13 protein-coding genes are annotated in these 17,377 nt (G+C 48.4%); 11 read left to right on the top strand and 2 right to left on the bottom strand.

The features are described from left to right. The first annotated feature begins 31 nt into the window (after positions 1–31). The 11 genes from FEN17_RS00220 to FEN17_RS00170 all read left to right on the top strand — a co-directional run bounded on the left by FEN17_RS00220 (position 32) and on the right by FEN17_RS00170 (position 14,536). Positions 32–853, top strand: coding sequence for a Panacea domain-containing protein (locus FEN17_RS00220; RefSeq protein ID WP_171037792.1), 822 nt, complete (start codon positions 32–34; stop codon positions 851–853). A 300-nt stretch (positions 854–1,153) separates the two neighbouring features. Then, the gene (locus FEN17_RS00215) at positions 1,154–1,249 is read left to right on the top strand and encodes a potassium-transporting ATPase subunit F (protein WP_205748078.1); all 96 of its coding nucleotides are present in this window, start codon (positions 1,154–1,156) and stop codon (positions 1,247–1,249) included. Positions 1,250–1,261: 12 nt separating this feature from the next. After that, positions 1,262–2,947, top strand: coding sequence for a potassium-transporting ATPase subunit KdpA (gene kdpA, locus FEN17_RS00210; protein WP_138363314.1), 1,686 nt, complete (start codon positions 1,262–1,264; stop codon positions 2,945–2,947). A gap of 66 nt (positions 2,948–3,013) precedes the next feature. After that, entirely contained in the window at positions 3,014–5,053 is a 2,040-nt protein-coding gene (gene kdpB / locus FEN17_RS00205; RefSeq protein ID WP_138363313.1) for a potassium-transporting ATPase subunit KdpB, read from the top strand. Between the two features lie 12 nt (positions 5,054–5,065). Then, entirely contained in the window at positions 5,066–5,623 is a 558-nt protein-coding gene (locus FEN17_RS00200; RefSeq protein WP_138363312.1) for a K(+)-transporting ATPase subunit C, read from the top strand. Between the two features lie 31 nt (positions 5,624–5,654). Further along, positions 5,655–6,758 carry a porin gene (locus FEN17_RS00195; protein ID WP_138363311.1) on the top strand — a complete coding sequence of 368 codons (1,104 nt, stop codon included), beginning with the start codon at positions 5,655–5,657 and terminating at the stop codon, positions 6,756–6,758. 48 nt (positions 6,759–6,806) lie between these two features. Beyond that, positions 6,807–7,931 (top strand): sensor protein KdpD, encoded by a 1,125-nt coding sequence (locus tag FEN17_RS00190; RefSeq protein WP_138363310.1) that lies wholly within the window; start codon positions 6,807–6,809, stop codon positions 7,929–7,931. Between the two features lie 21 nt (positions 7,932–7,952). Next, on the top strand, positions 7,953–9,677 hold the full coding sequence (locus tag FEN17_RS00185) for a HAMP domain-containing sensor histidine kinase (RefSeq protein WP_138363309.1): 1,725 nt from the start codon (positions 7,953–7,955) through the stop codon (positions 9,675–9,677). Positions 9,678–9,780: 103 nt separating this feature from the next. Next, the gene (gene glgX / locus FEN17_RS00180; protein ID WP_138363308.1) at positions 9,781–11,946 is read left to right on the top strand and encodes a glycogen debranching protein GlgX; all 2,166 of its coding nucleotides are present in this window, start codon (positions 9,781–9,783) and stop codon (positions 11,944–11,946) included. A gap of 429 nt (positions 11,947–12,375) precedes the next feature. Further along, a complete protein-coding gene (locus FEN17_RS00175; protein WP_138363307.1) occupies positions 12,376–13,548 on the top strand; it encodes a cytochrome-c peroxidase in 1,173 nt (390 codons plus the stop codon). 25 nt (positions 13,549–13,573) lie between these two features. Beyond that, positions 13,574–14,536, top strand: a complete 963-nt coding sequence (locus tag FEN17_RS00170; RefSeq protein WP_138363306.1) for an amidohydrolase family protein — start codon at positions 13,574–13,576, stop codon at positions 14,534–14,536. 33 nt (positions 14,537–14,569) lie between these two features. On the opposite strand, the gene FEN17_RS00165 is transcribed toward FEN17_RS00170, so the two are convergent. Both FEN17_RS00165 and FEN17_RS00160 read right to left on the bottom strand, forming a co-directional pair. Next, positions 14,570–16,309: a DUF885 domain-containing protein gene (locus tag FEN17_RS00165; protein WP_138363305.1), complete on the bottom strand. Its 1,740-nt coding sequence runs from the start codon at positions 16,307–16,309 to the stop codon at positions 14,570–14,572. A gap of 120 nt (positions 16,310–16,429) precedes the next feature. Beyond that, positions 16,430–17,344 (bottom strand): ClpXP adapter SpxH family protein, encoded by a 915-nt coding sequence (locus FEN17_RS00160; RefSeq protein ID WP_205748077.1) that lies wholly within the window; start codon positions 17,342–17,344, stop codon positions 16,430–16,432. Positions 17,345–17,377 lie beyond the last annotated feature (33 nt).

Raw genomic sequence — 17,377 nt, 5'->3', positions numbered from 1 at the left:
AGTAATGAAAAGTCATATCACTGAACAGAAAATGCCGATATACCGAGAACTAGACACTTTTACATTTCGGAAAGAAAAGTACACTATATATTGGCATTACAGTATTGACGAGGATTTGGGAGAAAAATATACCACGCTCGAACTGGATGAGTTAAATGTGGCGCAGGTGCACAACCAATACCGCGAAAAATACCGTATTCCCTTTCCGGAAGTGAACAAACTGGTTGCGAAAGCAGAGCAAATCATTGCAGAGAATAATAAGAATCCTTGGGACCTGCTTTTTGTGGACCAGATCTTTGAAAATCAGGCACCTTCCAAATTCAATGGCTACCGTCGTCCCGATTTGGAGCGGATATCCAACATGATTTCTTTTTTTGATTCAAAAGTAAAAGGCCTTTATAAAACCAAGCTGAACAAACTTCTCTTCTACGCCGATTTCATGGCGTATTCCCGCACCGGCTTTGCCATTTCTGGCATTTCGTACCGCGCAATACAGTTTGGGCCGGTGCCTTCGCAATACCAGAAAATGTACATCAAACTTTGCGATGACGCGAAGCTGACCGTAGAGCAAGTGGAAGTCGGAAATGGAAATTATGGCGAGCTGATTACCAGCAAAGACCATTTCAACGATGCGCTTTTCACAAAATCCGAAATTGACGTTTTACAATCGGTTTGTGACACTTATGGTAAAATGCTCACCACCGAGCTGGTAGAGGCCAGTCACCTAGAAAAAGGATGGCTGGACAACCAGGCAGCCAAATCATACATTAATTTTCAGGAGGCGGCATTTGAAATGCTGGACCGACCGTATCCCTCTGAACATTCTTCGCCTGATACAGCGTCGCAAGTGTAATTGCGCAAAAATCATTTGCAGCAAAATACTGTGTTTCAAGAGTAAAATCCTTCTTAACAAAACCCTATCACATTTGATAACATTCTTATCAAAATGATAGGGTTTTATGCAGACAAAGCATCCCTCAATTTCACTTAAAATACTATTAATCAGCAGTTTAAACTTAAAGATCACTTCCTGGCACATCTTTGAAACTACTTAGGCAAACATTCACCTAAAAAGTTGAAAGCATGTTAACAATCCTCTTAGTTACCGCCGGCTGTCTCTGCTTCGCGCTCTTCTACAAAACCATCTCATTTTTTGAAAAAATCTGAAATCATGGCTGCATTATTCATCGTATCGATCGGCGTGTTTGGCTATATGTGCTACGTGCTGGTCAAACCCGAAAAATTTTAACACCTCACTCCAATGAACACTGAAATATTTGGCGTCGTCGCCATGTACGCACTCACAATCCTGCTGGCGGTTCCGTTTGGCAGGTACATTGCGAAAGTCTACGCAGGTGAAAAAACGCTGCTGGACCCCATCTTCACACCACTCGAAAACGCATTTTTTCGTCTTGGCGGTATCGAACGAAAAGCTGAAATGAACTGGAAACAGCACATGGTGGCCATGCTTACTATCAATTTTGTCTGGTTTTTGCTCGGCATGTTTATCCTCATGAACCAGGGCTGGCTGCCGCTCAATCCGGACGGTAACCCCGGGCAAACCGCCGATCTGGCATTTAATACCAGCATTTCCTTCGTCGTCAACTGTAATTTGCAGCATTACTCTGGTGAAAGCGGCGTGAGCTATCTGTCACAAATGTTCCTGATGTTCCTGCACTTCGTCAGCGCCGGTACGGGTATGGCCGCGGCTGTAGTGATTTTTTTAGCATTAAAAGAAAAAACCACCGACAAGCTAGGAAACTTCTATAACCTGATGCTGATTTCCTGCACGCGGATTTTGCTTCCCGCAGCAATCATCGTCGCCAGTATCCTCGCCTTTAACGGGATGCCGATGACTTTCGAAGGAAAAGACAGCATGGTGACAATGCAGGGTGATACGGTCGGCGTCTCGACGGGGCCGGTGGCAGCGTTTGTTGCGATCAAACATTTGGGCACAAACGGCGGCGGATTTTACGGCGCCAACTCCGCACACCCGCTCGAAAACCCTAATTACCTGACCAATATGGTCGAAATGATGTCGCAGATGATCGTGCCGCTCGGGATGATTTTTGCACTCGGTTTTTTCCTGAAAAGAAAGAAAATGGCGTGGATGATTTTCGGGGTAATGACTGTGGGATTTCTGCTGCTCTGCCTTCCGACGATCGTCTGGGAAATCGAAGGTAATCCTGCTATCGCCAAAATGGGCATTGATATGGGTTCAGGTGCGATGGAAGGAAAAGAAACCCGGATTGGAAGCGCGGCCTCAGGATTTTGGAGTATAGCCACCACCGTCATATCGACCGGTTCGGTCAACTCGATGCACGACAGCGCCATGCCCCTGTCGGGAATGATGCAAATGCTTGCGATGATGACCAACGCTTTTTACGGCGGCTGCGGCGTGGGGATACTGAACTTCCTGATATTCATCATTCTGGCCGTTTTTATCAGCGGATTAATGGTAGGTCGTACTCCCGAATTCATGGGTAAAAAAATCGAAGGACGTGAGATGAAAATCGCGATGATCGTAGCCTTGCTTCACCCGCTGCTGATCCTGGCTGGTACCGCGTTGGCGGCAGCATTTCCGGAAATCACCTCGGCCAATCTGAACAATCCGGGCTTTCACGGTTTCAGTGAAATGTTGTATGAATATACTTCTTCTGCTGCCAACAATGGTAGTGGTTTTGAGGGACTTGGCGACAATAATCTCTGGTGGAACATTACTACGGGTTTTGTGCTGATACTCTCCCGCTTCATCCCGATCATTGGCCCGGTAGCGATTGCAGGACTTCTGGCACAGAAAAAATACATTCCCGAAAGCGCCGGCACCCTTCGTACCGACTCTGCCACCTTCGGCATGATGATCCTGGCCGTCATCGCAATTATCACCGCATTATCCTTCTTCCCGGCCCTCACATTAGGCCCGATTGCCGAATATTTCAGTCTGTAAATCCAACATAAAACGAGCGAAACTAATAGCTAAAAGAGAACAGCTAAAAGTCAACTCACCACTCCAATGAAAAATCAAAATGCATCCTTATTCCAGAAGGATCTCGTAAACGAAGCACTCAGGCAGTCGTTTATCAAATTAAATCCCAGGTTTTTATTCAAAAATCCGGTCATGTTTACCGTCGAAATCGGCACATTGATCATGCTCGTTGTCTGCCTCTGGGTATTATCGGGCGAGCGCAGTCAGGGCACTTTTGGCTACAACCTGGTTATTTTTGTGATCTTACTGCTAACGTTACTGTTTGCCAATTTTGCCGAAGCCATCGCCGAGGCGCGTGGAAAAGCGCAGGCTGATAGTTTGAGAAAAACCCGGGAGGAAACGCCTGCAAAACTGGTCATTGACCAAAAACCTGGATTTTCGGTCGCTACCCAGCATGTGATGTCGGCCCAGATGAAAAAAGGCGATATCTTCATTTGCGAAGCCGGCGACAACATTCCTACCGACGGCGAGATCATTGAAGGACTTGCCACCATCGACGAAAGCGCGATCACCGGTGAATCTGCGCCGGTGATCCGTGAGGCTGGCGGCGATAAAAGCAGCGTCACAGGCGGTACCAAGGTACTGTCGGACAAGATCAAAGTCATGGTCACCACTGCACCGGGCGAAAGTTTTCTGGACAAAATGATTGCACTGGTGGAAGGTGCCAGCCGCCAGAAAACGCCTAACGAAATTGCGCTGACGATCCTGCTGGCCGGTTTTACGCTGGTATTCATCATTGTTTGTATCACCTTAAAACCCTTCGCCGATTTTTCCGGCACGCCGATCACGATCGCCGCATTCATTTCACTCTTCGTCTGCCTCATCCCGACGACGATCGGCGGGTTGCTTTCTGCGATCGGTATTGCCGGGATGGACCGTGCACTGCGGGCGAATGTGATTACGAAATCAGGGAAAGCGGTGGAAACCGCCGGAGACATTGATGTTTTGCTGCTTGATAAAACGGGTACGATCACCATCGGGAACCGGAAAGCCACGAAATTCCATACCGCCGAAGGTGTAAATGAGCAGCATTTCGTTAAAAACGCCGTACTCAGCTCTATCGCGGACGAAACACCGGAAGGAAAATCCATCCTCGAACTGGCCAATGCTACCCCAGCGACTTACCAGCTTAACGACCCTAAATTCATCAAGTTTACAGCTGAAACGCGCAGCTCCGGGGTTGATTTTGCAGAAACCAGGATCCGGAAAGGCGCATTTGATTCGATCAAAAACCTGGTCACACAGGCTGGAAATGCATTTCCCGCAAAAACAGAAGAAACTGTAAAAGCCATTTCGAGCAACGGAGGTACGCCGCTGGTGGTATCGGAAAACGAGCGGATTTTGGGTGTGATCGAATTGCAGGATATTATCAAGCCGGGCATCAGCGAGCGGTTTGAAAGGCTACGGAAAATGGGGGTCAAAACCGTGATGGTAACCGGGGACAACCCGTTGACTGCCAAGTTTATCGCTGAAAAAGCCGGGGTGGACGATTTCATTGCGGAGGCCAAGCCTGAAGACAAAATGAACTACATTAAAAAGGAACAGGAAGCCGGCAAGCTCGTCGCGATGATGGGTGACGGTACCAATGATGCGCCCGCACTTGCGCAAGCCGACGTGGGCGTGGCGATGAACAGTGGTACCCAGGCCGCCAAGGAAGCCGGCAATATGGTCGATTTGGACAATGACCCAACCAAGCTGATCGAGATTGTCGAGATCGGGAAACAGCTTCTGATGACCCGCGGAACGTTGACCACATTTTCCATCGCGAATGATGTTGCCAAGTACTTCGCCATCATTCCGGCGCTTTTCATAGCCAGCATCCCGGCACTGAAAGGCCTGAATGTCATGGGACTTAGCAGCCCTGAAAGCGCTATCCTTTCCGCAGTCATTTTCAACGCCATCATCATTCCCTTCCTGATCCCGCTGGCCCTGAAAGGTGTCGCCTACAAACCCATCGGCGCCAGCGCGCTACTCAGAAGAAACCTGCTGATTTACGGCCTGGGCGGTATTCTGGTTCCTTTTGTGGGGATTAAGGTGATTGACTTACTGGTAAGTATCTGGCTTTAAACAATATCAAAAATGAAAACGAACATAATTCCTGCGATTAGATTAACGATTGTGACGCTGGTGTTTTTTAGCGTGTTGTATCCTGGGTTGATTTGGGGGGTGGCGCAGCTGGCGCCTAACAGAGGGCATGGTGAAGTCGTGGTGGCAAATGGTAAGAAGTATTACACCAATGTGGGTCAGACTTTTACGGAAGACCAATTTTTCAATAACCGCCCCTCGGCGGTGGATTATAACGCAGCCGGAAGTGCAGGGAGCAACAAAGGCCCCTCGAATCCGGAGTATCTGGCGATGGTCAAAGCGCGGATCGATACATTCCGTGTACACAATTCGGACGTTGACCTAAAAGACATTCCTGTCGAGCTGGTGACCGCCAGCGGAAGTGGCCTGGACCCGGATATTTCTCCCAAAGCAGCATTGGTACAAGTGAAAAGGATTGCCGCGGTGCGCAAAGTTTCCGAGGACGCTATCGTAAACCTGATTGATTCTCATACTGAAAAACCACTTTTCGGCATGTTCGGCCCTGCAAAAGTAAATGTGCTCGGTCTGAACCTGGCTTTGGAAAAGCTTTAAATGTTGATTTGATTATTCTTGATTTGAAAAAATGAAAAATTTAATAGTAAGGGCATTTGTAGTCAGCACATTAAGTCTGATTATTCCGACGATGTCGCTGGCACAGGATTCCACCGAAACCAAAAGTCCGTTCACAATTAGTGGCTATCTTGAAGCTTACTACAGCTATAATTTCAGCAGGCCGGTCAATAATACAGCACCTGGATTTTTGTACAACTTCAACCGGACCGGCGAGGCGAATCTCAACCTTGGACTGGTTAAAGCAAATTACAATACTGACCGCGTCCGGGCCAATCTGGCGTTCGCTGCGGGTACTTATGTGAATGCCAATTACGCCGCTGAACCGGGTGTTTTGAAGAATATCTTTGAAGCAAATATCGGTGTTAAACTTTCTCAAAACAGCAATCTGTGGCTGGATGCAGGGATTATGCCTTCGCATATTGGCTTTGAAAGTGCGATCGGGAAGGATAACTGGACATTGACCAGAAGTTTGGTGGCTGAGAATACACCTTACTTTGAGTCCGGGGTAAAACTAGGTTTCACGACCAAAGACGAGAAGCTATATCTTTCTGCCATGTACTTAAATGGCTGGCAGCGGATCCAGCGGGTGGATGGAAACACGACGCCGGCATTCGGTACGCAGGTGACATTTAAACCTTCATCCGTTATTACATTGAATTACAGCACTTTTATTGGAAACGACAAACCCGACAGCCTGCGCCAGATGCGTTACTATCATAACTTTTATGGCATATTCCAGCTTGCGGAAAAATTCGGTGTAACATTGGGATTTGACTACGGGATGGAGCAGAAATCGAAAGGCAGCAGCAGTTATAACAAATGGTTCGTTCCGGTGATTGTTGCGCGGTATACGATCTCGCCGAAACTGAATGTAGCGGCACGGGGCGAATATTTTCAGGATAAAAATGGCGTGATCATTGCCACCGGCACTAACAACGGTTTTCAAACATTCGGATATTCGGCTAACATCGATTATGCGATTTTTCCCAATGTGCTCTGGCGGGTTGAGGCGCGAAATCTGAGCAGCAAAGACCGCATTTTCGCTCAGCGTAGTGATGCCGGTTTTGACAAAAACAATGTTTTTCTAACGTCTTCTTTGTCCCTCGCATTCTGATTTAGCCAATCTTTTTGATATAAAAACATCAATCTTCCACCCCTTACCATGTCCGAAACCAACCCCAGCGCCCAGCATTTTCTCGACCTGATCCGCAAATCGCGGCGGGGAAAATTCAAGATTTACATTGGTATGAGCGCCGGGGTGGGCAAAACTTTCCGAATGCTGCAGGAGGCGCAGGCGCTGCTCCGAAACGGGATCGACGTGAAGATCGGGTACATTGAAACGCATAACCGCAAGGAGACGCACGACTTGCTGGAAGGCTTGCCGGTGATCCCGCGCAGAAAACTTTTTTATAAGGGAAAAGAGCTTGACGAGCTAGATGTGCAGGCGGTGATTGGGCTTCGTCCTGAGGTAGTTGTGATTGACGAGCTGGCGCATACCAACATTGAGGGCAGCAAAAACGACAAGCGCTGGCAGGATGTGCTGGAAGTACTGGAAGCGGGAATCAATGTGATCAGCGCCGTCAACATTCAGCATATTGAATCCTTAAACGAGGAGATCAAAAACATTACGGGCGTGGAGGTAAAGGAGCGGATACCTGACAGTGTTTTGGGGGCTGCCGACGAAGTGGTGAACATCGATCTCACTGCGGATGAGCTGATTACCCGACTAAAAGAAGGCAAAATTTACCGGCCCGAAAAGATTCAGACGGCACTGAACAACTTTTTCAAGCCCGACCATATCCTGCAACTCCGTGAGCTGGCGCTGAAAGAAGTGGCGAGCCAGGTGGAGCGGAAAGTGGAGTCGGAGATACCGCGGCTGGTGGCTTCGCGCCGTGAAAAATTTCTGGCATGCATCAGCAGCAACGAAAGTACTGCCCGTCATGTGATCCGGAAAACCGCCCGGCTGGCGAGCTACTACAATAGCAAATGGTTTTTGCTTTATGTACAGACGCCCAAGGAAAGCCAGGATAACATTGCGCTGGACAAGCAGCGACATCTGATCAACAACTTTAAGCTGGCGACGGAAATGGGTGCGGAGATTGTGCGGGTGCAGAGCTCCAACATTTCGGAGGCGATCATAGAGGTGGCCGAGCAGCGGGAAATCACGACTATTTGCATCGGAAAGCCACATATCACACTGATCCGGGTGATTTTAGCGACCAATCTTTTCAACAACCTTTTGAAAAAGCTGTCTTCTTCCGACATTGACCTCGTGATCCTTTCATGACATTTTTAGCAAATTTCAAGTATGAAAATTAAAACCAAACTGCGGCTTGGGCTCGGGCTCCTTTTCCTGATGATCCTGGCATTATCGCTCATTGCCGCGCGGTATGTGTATGTTTTGAAAGAAGACACAGAAAATATCCTGCAAGACAACTACAAAACTTTGGACTATACCCGCAACATGCTGCTGGCCGTAGATGATGCAAAAGTCGACCCGAAAGCGTGGAAAGTTTTTGAACAAAATCTTGAAAATCAGCTGAAAAACGTGACGGAACCTGGCGAAGGCGAAATCACGCAGAAGATAGCGGCACGGTTTAAATCACTTAAAATCAATACCAATGATGAAGCCTTGCAGGTAGCAATCCGACGGGACCTGGCTGAGCTGACGCGGATCAATATGCAGGCGATTTTGGCTAAAAGCGACAAGGCGCTGCTGACGGTCCAGTCGGCTTTTTTGTGGATTGCGGTGGCGGGGACGATTTGTTTTGTGATCGCGCTCACATTGCTGGTAAACCTCCCTGGCAACATTGGCAACCCGATCCGCGAGCTGACGGAAAGTATCCGGGCGATCGCGGCGAAAAATTATTCCGAGCGGCTGCATTTTGCTGGTAATGATGAATTTGGCGAGCTGGCGAGTTCATTTAATACCATGGCCGAAAAGCTGGAAGAATATGATAACAGCAATTTGTCCCAGATTTTGGTGGAGAAAAAACGCATCGAGGCGCTGATCAGCAACATGCACGAGCCGGTGATCGGGTTGGATGAAAATAAAAATGTATTGTTTGCGAATGAGGAAGCAGTTAAAATTTCTGGTCTGGCTGTCAGCGATTTACTGGGAAAGTCAGCCACGGAATTGGCGGTGCAAAATGATCTGATCCGGGTTTTGATTGAAGAAAACCAAAAACTGAATGGACAAAACCATCCTGCTTCCCTTAAAATTTACGCAGATAATAAAGAAAGCTATTTTGAAAAAGAGGTCGTCGATATCACGATCGTACCGACGGGCGAGCGGGTGAAGAAATTCATCGGTCAGGTAATTTTGCTTAAAAACATTACGCCTTTCAAAGAACTGGATTTTGCAAAAACCAACTTCATCGCGACAGTTTCCCACGAGCTGAAAACGCCGATCTCATCTATCAAAATGAGCCTCCAACTGCTGGAAACGCAGCAAACCGGTACTTTGAATGATGATCAGCAGCAACTGGTTTCGAGTATCCGGGAAGACAGCGACCGCCTGCTGAAAATCACGGGTGAGCTGCTGAGCATGTCGCAGGTGGAGACCGGCAACATTCAGCTCAACATTCAGCAAAGCAGTCCGTATGCCATCCTGAACTACGCCGCCGACGCCGTTAAGAACCCGGTTGACCAAAAACACATTGAGCTGGTGATACAAGCCGACGAGCTGCTGCCCGACGTGAAGGCGGACATGGAAAAAACAGCCTGGGTACTGATCAATTTTCTGACCAATGCGGTGCGCTACTCTCAGGAAGAGGGCAAAATCCACATCCGGGTAGCCGATGCGGGAAACAGCATTCAGTTTTCGGTGCGGGACGACGGGAAAGGCATCGACAGCCGCTACCGCACCCGCATTTTTGACCGGTATTTTCAGGTCCCCGGCAGCTCCAAAACTGGCACCGGGCTCGGCCTGGCTATCAGCAAAGAATTCATCGAGGCCCAGGGCGGGAACATCGGGGTCACCAGCGAAATCGGGATGGGAAGTACTTTTTATTTTGAGCTTGCCAAAGCCTGACACAAATTAATATCCGGTTGTGGCTTCCCATTTTCTGCCTTGCACAAATTTTGCTGGCATGAAAATCATAATCAAACGGCCATTTTCCACCTAATTGACTAAAATGGACTCACACATTGAAAACGAACTAGAAGAAACCGAGGCAGATGTAGACCTTAGGGCACTGCCAGGCAAGCCATATCCGCTGGGAGCACACTGGGATGGACAGGGCGTCAACTTCGCCGTATTCTCGGAGAATGCCGAGAGCATCGAACTTTGCTTGTTCGATGAGGAAAATAAAGAGTATGCCAAGATCAGAATTGAGGAAATTACGCATCACGTTTGGCATGTATACGTCCCCGGTCTCGGCCCTGGACAACTGTACGGTTATCGCGTTTCCGGACCTTACGAGCCGGATAATGGTCACCGGTTTAATCCGGCGAAGCTCGTAGTAGACCCTTACGCAAGGGCATTGAGCGGCACGCTGGAATGGAACGATGCGCTATTTGCCTACCGCATCGGTGATCCCGAAGAAGATTTGAGCATGAATACCGATGACAGCGCCCCGTATATTCCCAAATCGGTGGTCGTGGATGAATCTTTTGACTGGGAAGACGACCAGCGCATTGACCGGCCGTATCACCAGACGATCATTTATGAAGCGCACGTCAGGGGTTTTACCAAAATGAATGAGCAGATCCCCGAGCAGCACCGCGGCACCTATGCCGGTATGGCGCACCCGGCAACCATCGAGTACCTTAAAGCGTTGGGCATCACCGCCATAGAGCTGCTTCCGGTACACCAGTTCCTGGCCGACCGACACCTTTGCGATCAGGGCCTGACCAACTACTGGGGTTATAACACGCTCAACTTTTTCGCGCCCGACCCGCGCTACTGCTCATGCTCGGAGCCGGGCGAGCAGGTGAAGGAATTTAAAGCGATGGTAAAAGCGCTCCACAAAGCCGACATTGAAGTGATCCTCGACGTGGTTTACAACCACACTGCCGAAGGAAACCACATGGGGCCAACACTCTCATTCAGAGGACTTGACAATGCTGCTTACTATCGGCTGATGGAGGACGATCCGCGTCATTATATGGATTATACCGGTACCGGAAACACGCTCAATGTGCAGCTGCCGAATGTGCTGGCGCTGATCATGGATAGCCTGCGTTACTGGATCACGGATATGCACATTGATGGGTTTCGCTTTGACCTGGCCGCGGCGCTGGCCCGGACGCTGCATGATACAGACACATTGAGCTCGTTTTTCAACATTATTCACCAGGACCCGATCATTTCGCAAGTGAAGCTTATTGCCGAACCCTGGGACATTAATGAGGACGGATATATGGTGGGTAAATTTCCGGTTGGCTGGGGTGAGTGGAACGGGCTTTTCCGTGACCAGGTGCGGGAATACTGGAAAGGCGGCGAGATTAAAATGACCGCTATGGCCCAGCGCCTCACCGGCAGTCCCGACCTTTATTATAACAGTTACCGCAGGCCTACCGCAAGCATCAATTTCATCACAGCGCACGACGGTTTTACGCTCAATGATCTGGTGAGCTACAACGAAAAGCATAACGAGGCCAATGGTGAGGATAACAAGGACGGCGAAGAAAACAACCATTCGTACAATTATGGTGTGGAAGGTCCAACCGACGATCCGGAAATCAATGCGCTGCGGGCGAAGCAGAGACGGAATTTTCTTGTTAACCTACTGATTTCCCAAGGAGTACCGATGCTGGTAGCAGGCGACGAGTGGGGCCGAACGCAGCAGGGCAATAACAATGCATACTGCCAGGATAACGAAATTTCGTGGCTCGACTGGAACAAGGTAGACGAGCAGCAGCTGACATTTACGCAGCAGCTGATTGCTTTTATCAAAAGTCACCCGTCATTCCAGCGCCGGCGGTGGTTCCAGGATATGCCGGTGAAAGGCAGCGACATCAAGGATATCATGTGGTTTTTGCCCGACGGCAATGTGATCCCCGAAGAAAGCTGGGGCGAGGCGAATGCCGGTCCGTTTTCAGTTTTTCTAAATGGTCTTGGTATCCGCTGCGTGAACATGGACGGTCAAAAATTGTATGACGATCATTTTCATATCATCTTCAATCCCACCGAAGAGTCAATCGAATTTCAGATGCCGTCGGAAGAATGCGGCGCGTGCTGGCGCGTTGTGATCGATACGAGCGAAAGCTTTATCGGTGAAAAAGAGGAACTTATCCCCTCTTCCGGCAAAGTACCCGTAGCCGATCGCTCCATCACGATCCTGCGCTGCCCGCGGTAGTGGGGATCATATTTCAGTAAAAGGGCAACCAGTCAAATACTGGTTGCCCTTTTATTAATTTCTCAAACAGGCCTCAGTTCCTCTTTCATTTTCCCGACTTAATGGATTTGAAAAAGCCCTGTCTAAGGTGTCCTTAACGCTTACAACAAGCGCTCCGGGGGATTTTCACCACTCCCGCACCATAACAGGGCAGAACTTACAAGATGTTTCATAACAATGTTGTGATTTATTAAGGAATGCGAATATTCTCAGGATTTTTCTGACAAGCAAATTTGGCACGGGGGATATTTGCAGCGAAGTGCCAAAAAAGCCGCAGCGCGGCAACCTGTTTCTAGAAAAAACATTTGACAAAATTTCCATTGCCCCGTAGGGGCATCCTGGAAATGCCTTGTTTGCATTAAAATTAACCGCGCCCGGGCTTTAATAATTATGCCCCGAATCTGCCTGTTATTTTTCCTAACCTTATTCTGCCTCGCCTGCGGGCAGGATCGCAGAGAGCTGCGTCAGCGGAAGGATAAAGTGGTGGAAACAATCGCGGATCTAGGCGCGTTGCCTAAAGAAGTTACCCACCCAAAAGACAATCCTTCGAGTGCCGAGAAAGTGGAACTCGGCAGAATGTTATTTTTTGATCCGGTGCTCTCCGGAAATAAAGATGTTTCCTGCGCAACTTGTCATCAGCCGGAGTTTAATTACGCGGAGTTTCTGGAAACTTCGATCGGCGTAAATGGCTTGGGTACAGGCAGTAACCGGCGTTTTGCAGCAAATAATACGATTCAGTTTGTAAAAAGAAATTCGCAAAGCGTGCTGAATACGGCCTTCAATGGTATTACAAATAACCAGCCGTACGATCCGGAATCGGCACCGATGTTTTGGGATTTGCGGGCAAAAGGTCTTGAAAATCAGGCTTTGGAGCCAATCAAAACATTGGAAGAAATGCGGGGCGCTACCATTGAAGATCACCGGATTCTCGAAGAGATCGTGGAGCGGATCAGGAAAATTCCGGCATATAATCAACTGTTTTCCAAAGCATTTGCAGGTGAGCCACAGCCGGTCAATCACAAAAATCTGTCAAAAGCCATCGCCGCCTACGAGCGGACATTGATCGCCACCAACACACGCTTCGACCAGTACATGCGCGGCGACAGCAATGCATTATCGACCGGCGAAAAAGAAGGATTGAATGCATTTTTGGTCACAGGCTGCGCCAAATGTCACTCCGGACCGATGTTTTCCGATTTCAAACTCCACACATTGGGCGTACCCGACACCGAAAACCGCAAAGAAACCGACGCCGGCGCCACTAAAAAATACGACTTTCGCACGCCCACATTACGAAACCTGCGGTACACCGCCCCATACATGCATAGCGGCAAATTCGCCACTTTGGACCAGGTGTTGCTCTTTTACGAAGATGTAGCTGGCGGCAAAATACTGAACCCGCACGTAAAATCCGGCCAGATCGATACGCTTGCGACCCACATGGACGTGAATTTCAAAGACATCTCCCGCATCGTGGAATTTTTAAATACGCTTAATGATGATGAATTTCACAAGACGGTACCGACGTCGGTGCCAAGTGGGTTACGCGTAGGTGGATTGTAAGGTATTACATCAAAATAACATTGAAATGAACCGAAGAAAATTTCTGACCGTCTCCGCCAGCGCCACTTTAGCCACCGGACTTCCGACATTCCAATCCGAACAAAATCCGCCGATCCCGATCATTGATACGCACATTCATCTCTTCGATCCAAACCGGCCTCAGGGCATTCCCTGGCCTGAAAAAAAGGATAAAATTCTGTATAAACCAGCAGTGCCAGAGCGATATGGTAAAATTGCCAAACCATTGGGAATCAGCGGCGCAATTGTCGTGGAAGCAAGTCCGTGGCTGGAAGATAATCAGTGGGTGCTGGATACTGCGGCGAAGGATAACATCATTGTCGGTGTGATTGGGAATTTGGAACCGGGCAAGGCGGACTTTGGAAAACAACTGGCACGTTTTCAGGCGAATCCACTTTTTCGGGGGATTCGCTATGGCAATCTTTGGGGGAATGATTTGGCCAAAGAAGTGGAAAATCCTGCTTTCATCACTGACATTAAATTACTTGCGCGGGCGGGAATGGTGCTCGATACTGCAAATCCAAACCCGGAGCTGCTTGCCGCAATTGTAAAGCTCACAGACAAAGTGCCTGATTTGAAAGTTGTGATCGATCACCTGCCGCAAATGACAATTCCCGAAAGTCAGATGGTCAGAAAAGGTTATTTGACCGATTTGAAAGAATTAGGTCAACGCCCGAAAGTATATAGCAAGGTCTCGGAAGTTTTGCGCCGGGTCGAGGGAAAAGTGCCGACCACGTTGGATTTTTATCGTGATCACCTGGACGAACTTTATGGCATTTTCGGCGAAGACCGGTTGCTTTACGGAAGCGACTGGCCCAATAGTGATCAGTGGCTGCCTTTTGAAGATGGTTTGAAATTGGTGCGCACTTATTTCATGGAAAAAGGCGAGAAAGTAGCGGAAAAGTATTTCTGGAAAAACTCGGTTGCTGCTTATTCCTGGAGAAAACGCGACGCTTCCCAGCCAGGTTAAAATATCGGTCGGGAAACGTATCACATTGATTCACTATAAGATATCGCCCCAAATGCTTTTGTCTTTCAGCAAAACTTCCCGTAGCAATCGCACGGGCGGCATGCCATTATCCAGTATCAAATCATGAAATTTTTGTTGGGAGAAATTGGCACCTTCCTGCTTTTGATAGTCCGCCCGGAGTTTCAGAATTTGCAGTTTGCCGATCGTATAATAAAGATAACCTGGGTCAAAAGTACCCCGAAGCGCCTCCTGCCGCGACGGCTTGTCGCCCTGGTACCAGTTGTCCATGAAGAACTTCGTGCCCTCGTCGATTGTCATACCCTGGCAATGTGTTTTCACTGAAACGCACAGGCGGCATAACCTCAGCAAAGCCTCTCCCGACTGCGCCAGCCGGTATTTCGCCGCATGTTTGGCATCCCCATTGTTGCCAAAACCATCGTCCAGCATCATTTTTTCGGTATAATGCGCCCAGCCTTCAACAAAGGCATAGCTCGCAAATATCTTTTCAATCCGGCTCGCCGATGATGCATTCAAATGTAAAAACTGTGTGTAATGTCCCGGATACGCCTCGTGAATCGTGACCACATCATTTGAAAAATAGTTGAATTGCCGCAGCCAGTCCTCCTGCTGTTTGGGCGTCCACTTATTATTGACCGGCGTGATATAGTAGTAAGCCTCCGTCGATTTTTTCTCAAAAGGCCCCGGCGAATCCATCGAAGCCGTACTCGTTTCGCGGGCATACTGAGGCGTTTCCTCCACCTTCACCCGAACCTCCGAAGGCATGGTAACAATCTTTTTATCAATCAGATACTGGCGAATCGACTCCAATGTTTTGCGCGTATCGGGCAGCAATTTCTCGGCCGTCGGGTGTTCATTTTGCAGATCATTATAAACTTCCACCGGCTTTTTGGCAGGGTCAATGATTTTCGCCGCCGCATTGAAAATCTCCTGCTCCTTTTTCAATTCCCGCAAACCAATCTCCAAAATCCGCTCCGGCGTCAACGTAATCCCCTCGTTATAAGTCAGCATTTTCTGATACTTCTCCCGCCCGATCGCGTACCGGTTGTGTGACTTTGGCAACTTTTCCTTTTCCAGATAATCGGCATAAGCATTGATTGCGTCGATCGCTTTTTTATTAGCCGCTTTAAATGAGGACATTAACGTATCATTCTTCACATCCTTGATCGCCGTCACCAGATCGCCACCCAAAAATGCCGTCGAACCTCTCGCGATCTGGATCGCAGTTTCCACATAAGGTTTCGCGAGTGTATCGAGCAGGTTTGCTTTGGCATTTTCGTACAATGCCGGCGCCTGGTTTTCCATCGCAATGATCGCCTTCAACCGGTCCTCTATCGGTGCGTAAGCCCTTTTGATATAAATATTTGCGTCAATTGCACCGGCATAAGTCATCGGATTTTTAGTAAAAATCCCAAGCTCTTCCATATTGAAAATCTCCGTCTTGATCCCGTGCTGCAAAATCTGCAGGTCATAAAAGTCCCTGGTACTCAATGTAGAAGAATCGATGGCAGACAATTTCGCGTCCATCATTTTGAGCCTCGCCAATTCGGCATCGATGGATGCTTTGCTGAGGTCCGTCATTTTGCCGTCATACTCGTGATAACCCAGATAAACGCCATATTGCGGACGCCAGGCCAAATAATCGTTCACAAGACTATCCGACATTTTCCCAAAATCGCCGGAACCGGTTTCAGATTTTTCTTTACAGGAAAGCAATGTGCACGCAGCGAACAGAAAAAGCAGAAAGTTTTTCATCGGTGAAAAGAAATTGGCGGTTTACAATGCCTGAATATATTGATTTCAAAGCAATGCAACCGCCAATTTTATCAAAATCAGAAGCAAACTGATATTATTACTTCATCTCCCTTCTTCTGGTTATTTTAATCTGTAAACCGACCCATTTTTAATGGTTAGTTTATCAACCAGATTTTGCTCGAAAAGCTTATCTAATTGTTCTTCGGCCTCTTCAAAAGAAATAGCAGTAATTGTGGCAAATTCTTTCGGCGTCAACGTTGGATAATGTTCAAATAAGGAAATGTCCGAGGTCAAATTGACCGGCTTTTTCACGGCATCGGGGTAAATCGCCAGCAACGCATTTTCAAAAGTTTCGTAAGGTTTAAACCCATAGACTTTCAGCTGGTTACTATCCTGGTCTGTGAATAACATGGTTGGAAAACCGCGCACTCCGAGTTCCTTAGCGAGCGCGAGATCTTCTTCAAACAAATCATTTCCGAGACCTTCAAAATCAGTTTTCAGCTGATCCACATCCAGTCCTACTGCGGCAGCTGCCTCGCTGATCACTTCCCAGCGCGTAATGTTTTTTTTCTCCAAGAATACCGCTTCCCGCAGCTTCCGCATAAATGTGGCGGCTTTGATTTCATCCTGCAAAGCGGCTGCTTTCACCGCAACCGAAGGCGGAAAAGAAGAATGCAAAGGATCTTCCAGCCAAACATCCCCGTCGATCGGCATCTGATAATGCGCGCTCACCTCATCCCAATGCGGCCCCACATCCGAAGGTTTGCTGATTCCGCCGCTGTTGTAATTCCAATCCGGCAGCAGCCCGCCCATTCGGTAATCAATGTCCAGATAATCACCATATTCCAGCTTCAACTTTCGCAACTGCGGCTCAATCCCCCAGCAAGTCGAGCAAATCGGATCGGTGAAATAAGTCACTTTTACAGGCTTATCCGACTGCATGTTAATCCGGCCTTCCGAAGAAACGTCAAGTCCAGGAATCTCGCAAACGCCGGTCGCCGGGTCGCAGAGGAGGGGGTTAATGGTTGAGCTCAATTTTAAATTGGGTTGGTTTAAGTCTTCGAATGG

The sequence above is a fragment of the Dyadobacter luticola genome, assembly GCF_005860805.1.
GTDB lineage: Bacteria > Bacteroidota > Bacteroidia > Cytophagales > Spirosomataceae > Dyadobacter > Dyadobacter luticola.
Note: the sequence above shows the minus strand (reverse complement) of the source record. Positions and strands in the feature narration are given on the sequence as shown.

Excerpts from the sequence above, each read along its gene's own strand:
- FEN17_RS00165 (WP_138363305.1), bottom strand. The coding sequence starts at position 16,309 with ATGAAAAACTTTCTGCTTTTTCTGTTCGCTGCGTGCACATTGCTTTCC.
- FEN17_RS00195 (WP_138363311.1), top strand. The coding sequence starts at position 5,655 with ATGAAAAATTTAATAGTAAGGGCATTTGTAGTCAGCACATTAAGTCTG.
- FEN17_RS00220 (WP_171037792.1), top strand. The coding sequence starts at position 32 with ATGCCGATATACCGAGAACTAGACACTTTTACATTTCGGAAAGAAAAG.
- FEN17_RS00190 (WP_138363310.1), top strand. The coding sequence starts at position 6,807 with ATGTCCGAAACCAACCCCAGCGCCCAGCATTTTCTCGACCTGATCCGC.
- FEN17_RS00200 (WP_138363312.1), top strand. The coding sequence starts at position 5,066 with ATGAAAACGAACATAATTCCTGCGATTAGATTAACGATTGTGACGCTG.
- FEN17_RS00175 (WP_138363307.1), top strand. The coding sequence starts at position 12,376 with ATGCCCCGAATCTGCCTGTTATTTTTCCTAACCTTATTCTGCCTCGCC.
- kdpB (WP_138363313.1), top strand. The coding sequence starts at position 3,014 with ATGAAAAATCAAAATGCATCCTTATTCCAGAAGGATCTCGTAAACGAA.
- FEN17_RS00185 (WP_138363309.1), top strand. The coding sequence starts at position 7,953 with ATGAAAATTAAAACCAAACTGCGGCTTGGGCTCGGGCTCCTTTTCCTG.
- kdpA (WP_138363314.1), top strand. The coding sequence starts at position 1,262 with ATGAACACTGAAATATTTGGCGTCGTCGCCATGTACGCACTCACAATC.
- glgX (WP_138363308.1), top strand. The coding sequence starts at position 9,781 with ATGGACTCACACATTGAAAACGAACTAGAAGAAACCGAGGCAGATGTA.
- FEN17_RS00170 (WP_138363306.1), top strand. The coding sequence starts at position 13,574 with ATGAACCGAAGAAAATTTCTGACCGTCTCCGCCAGCGCCACTTTAGCC.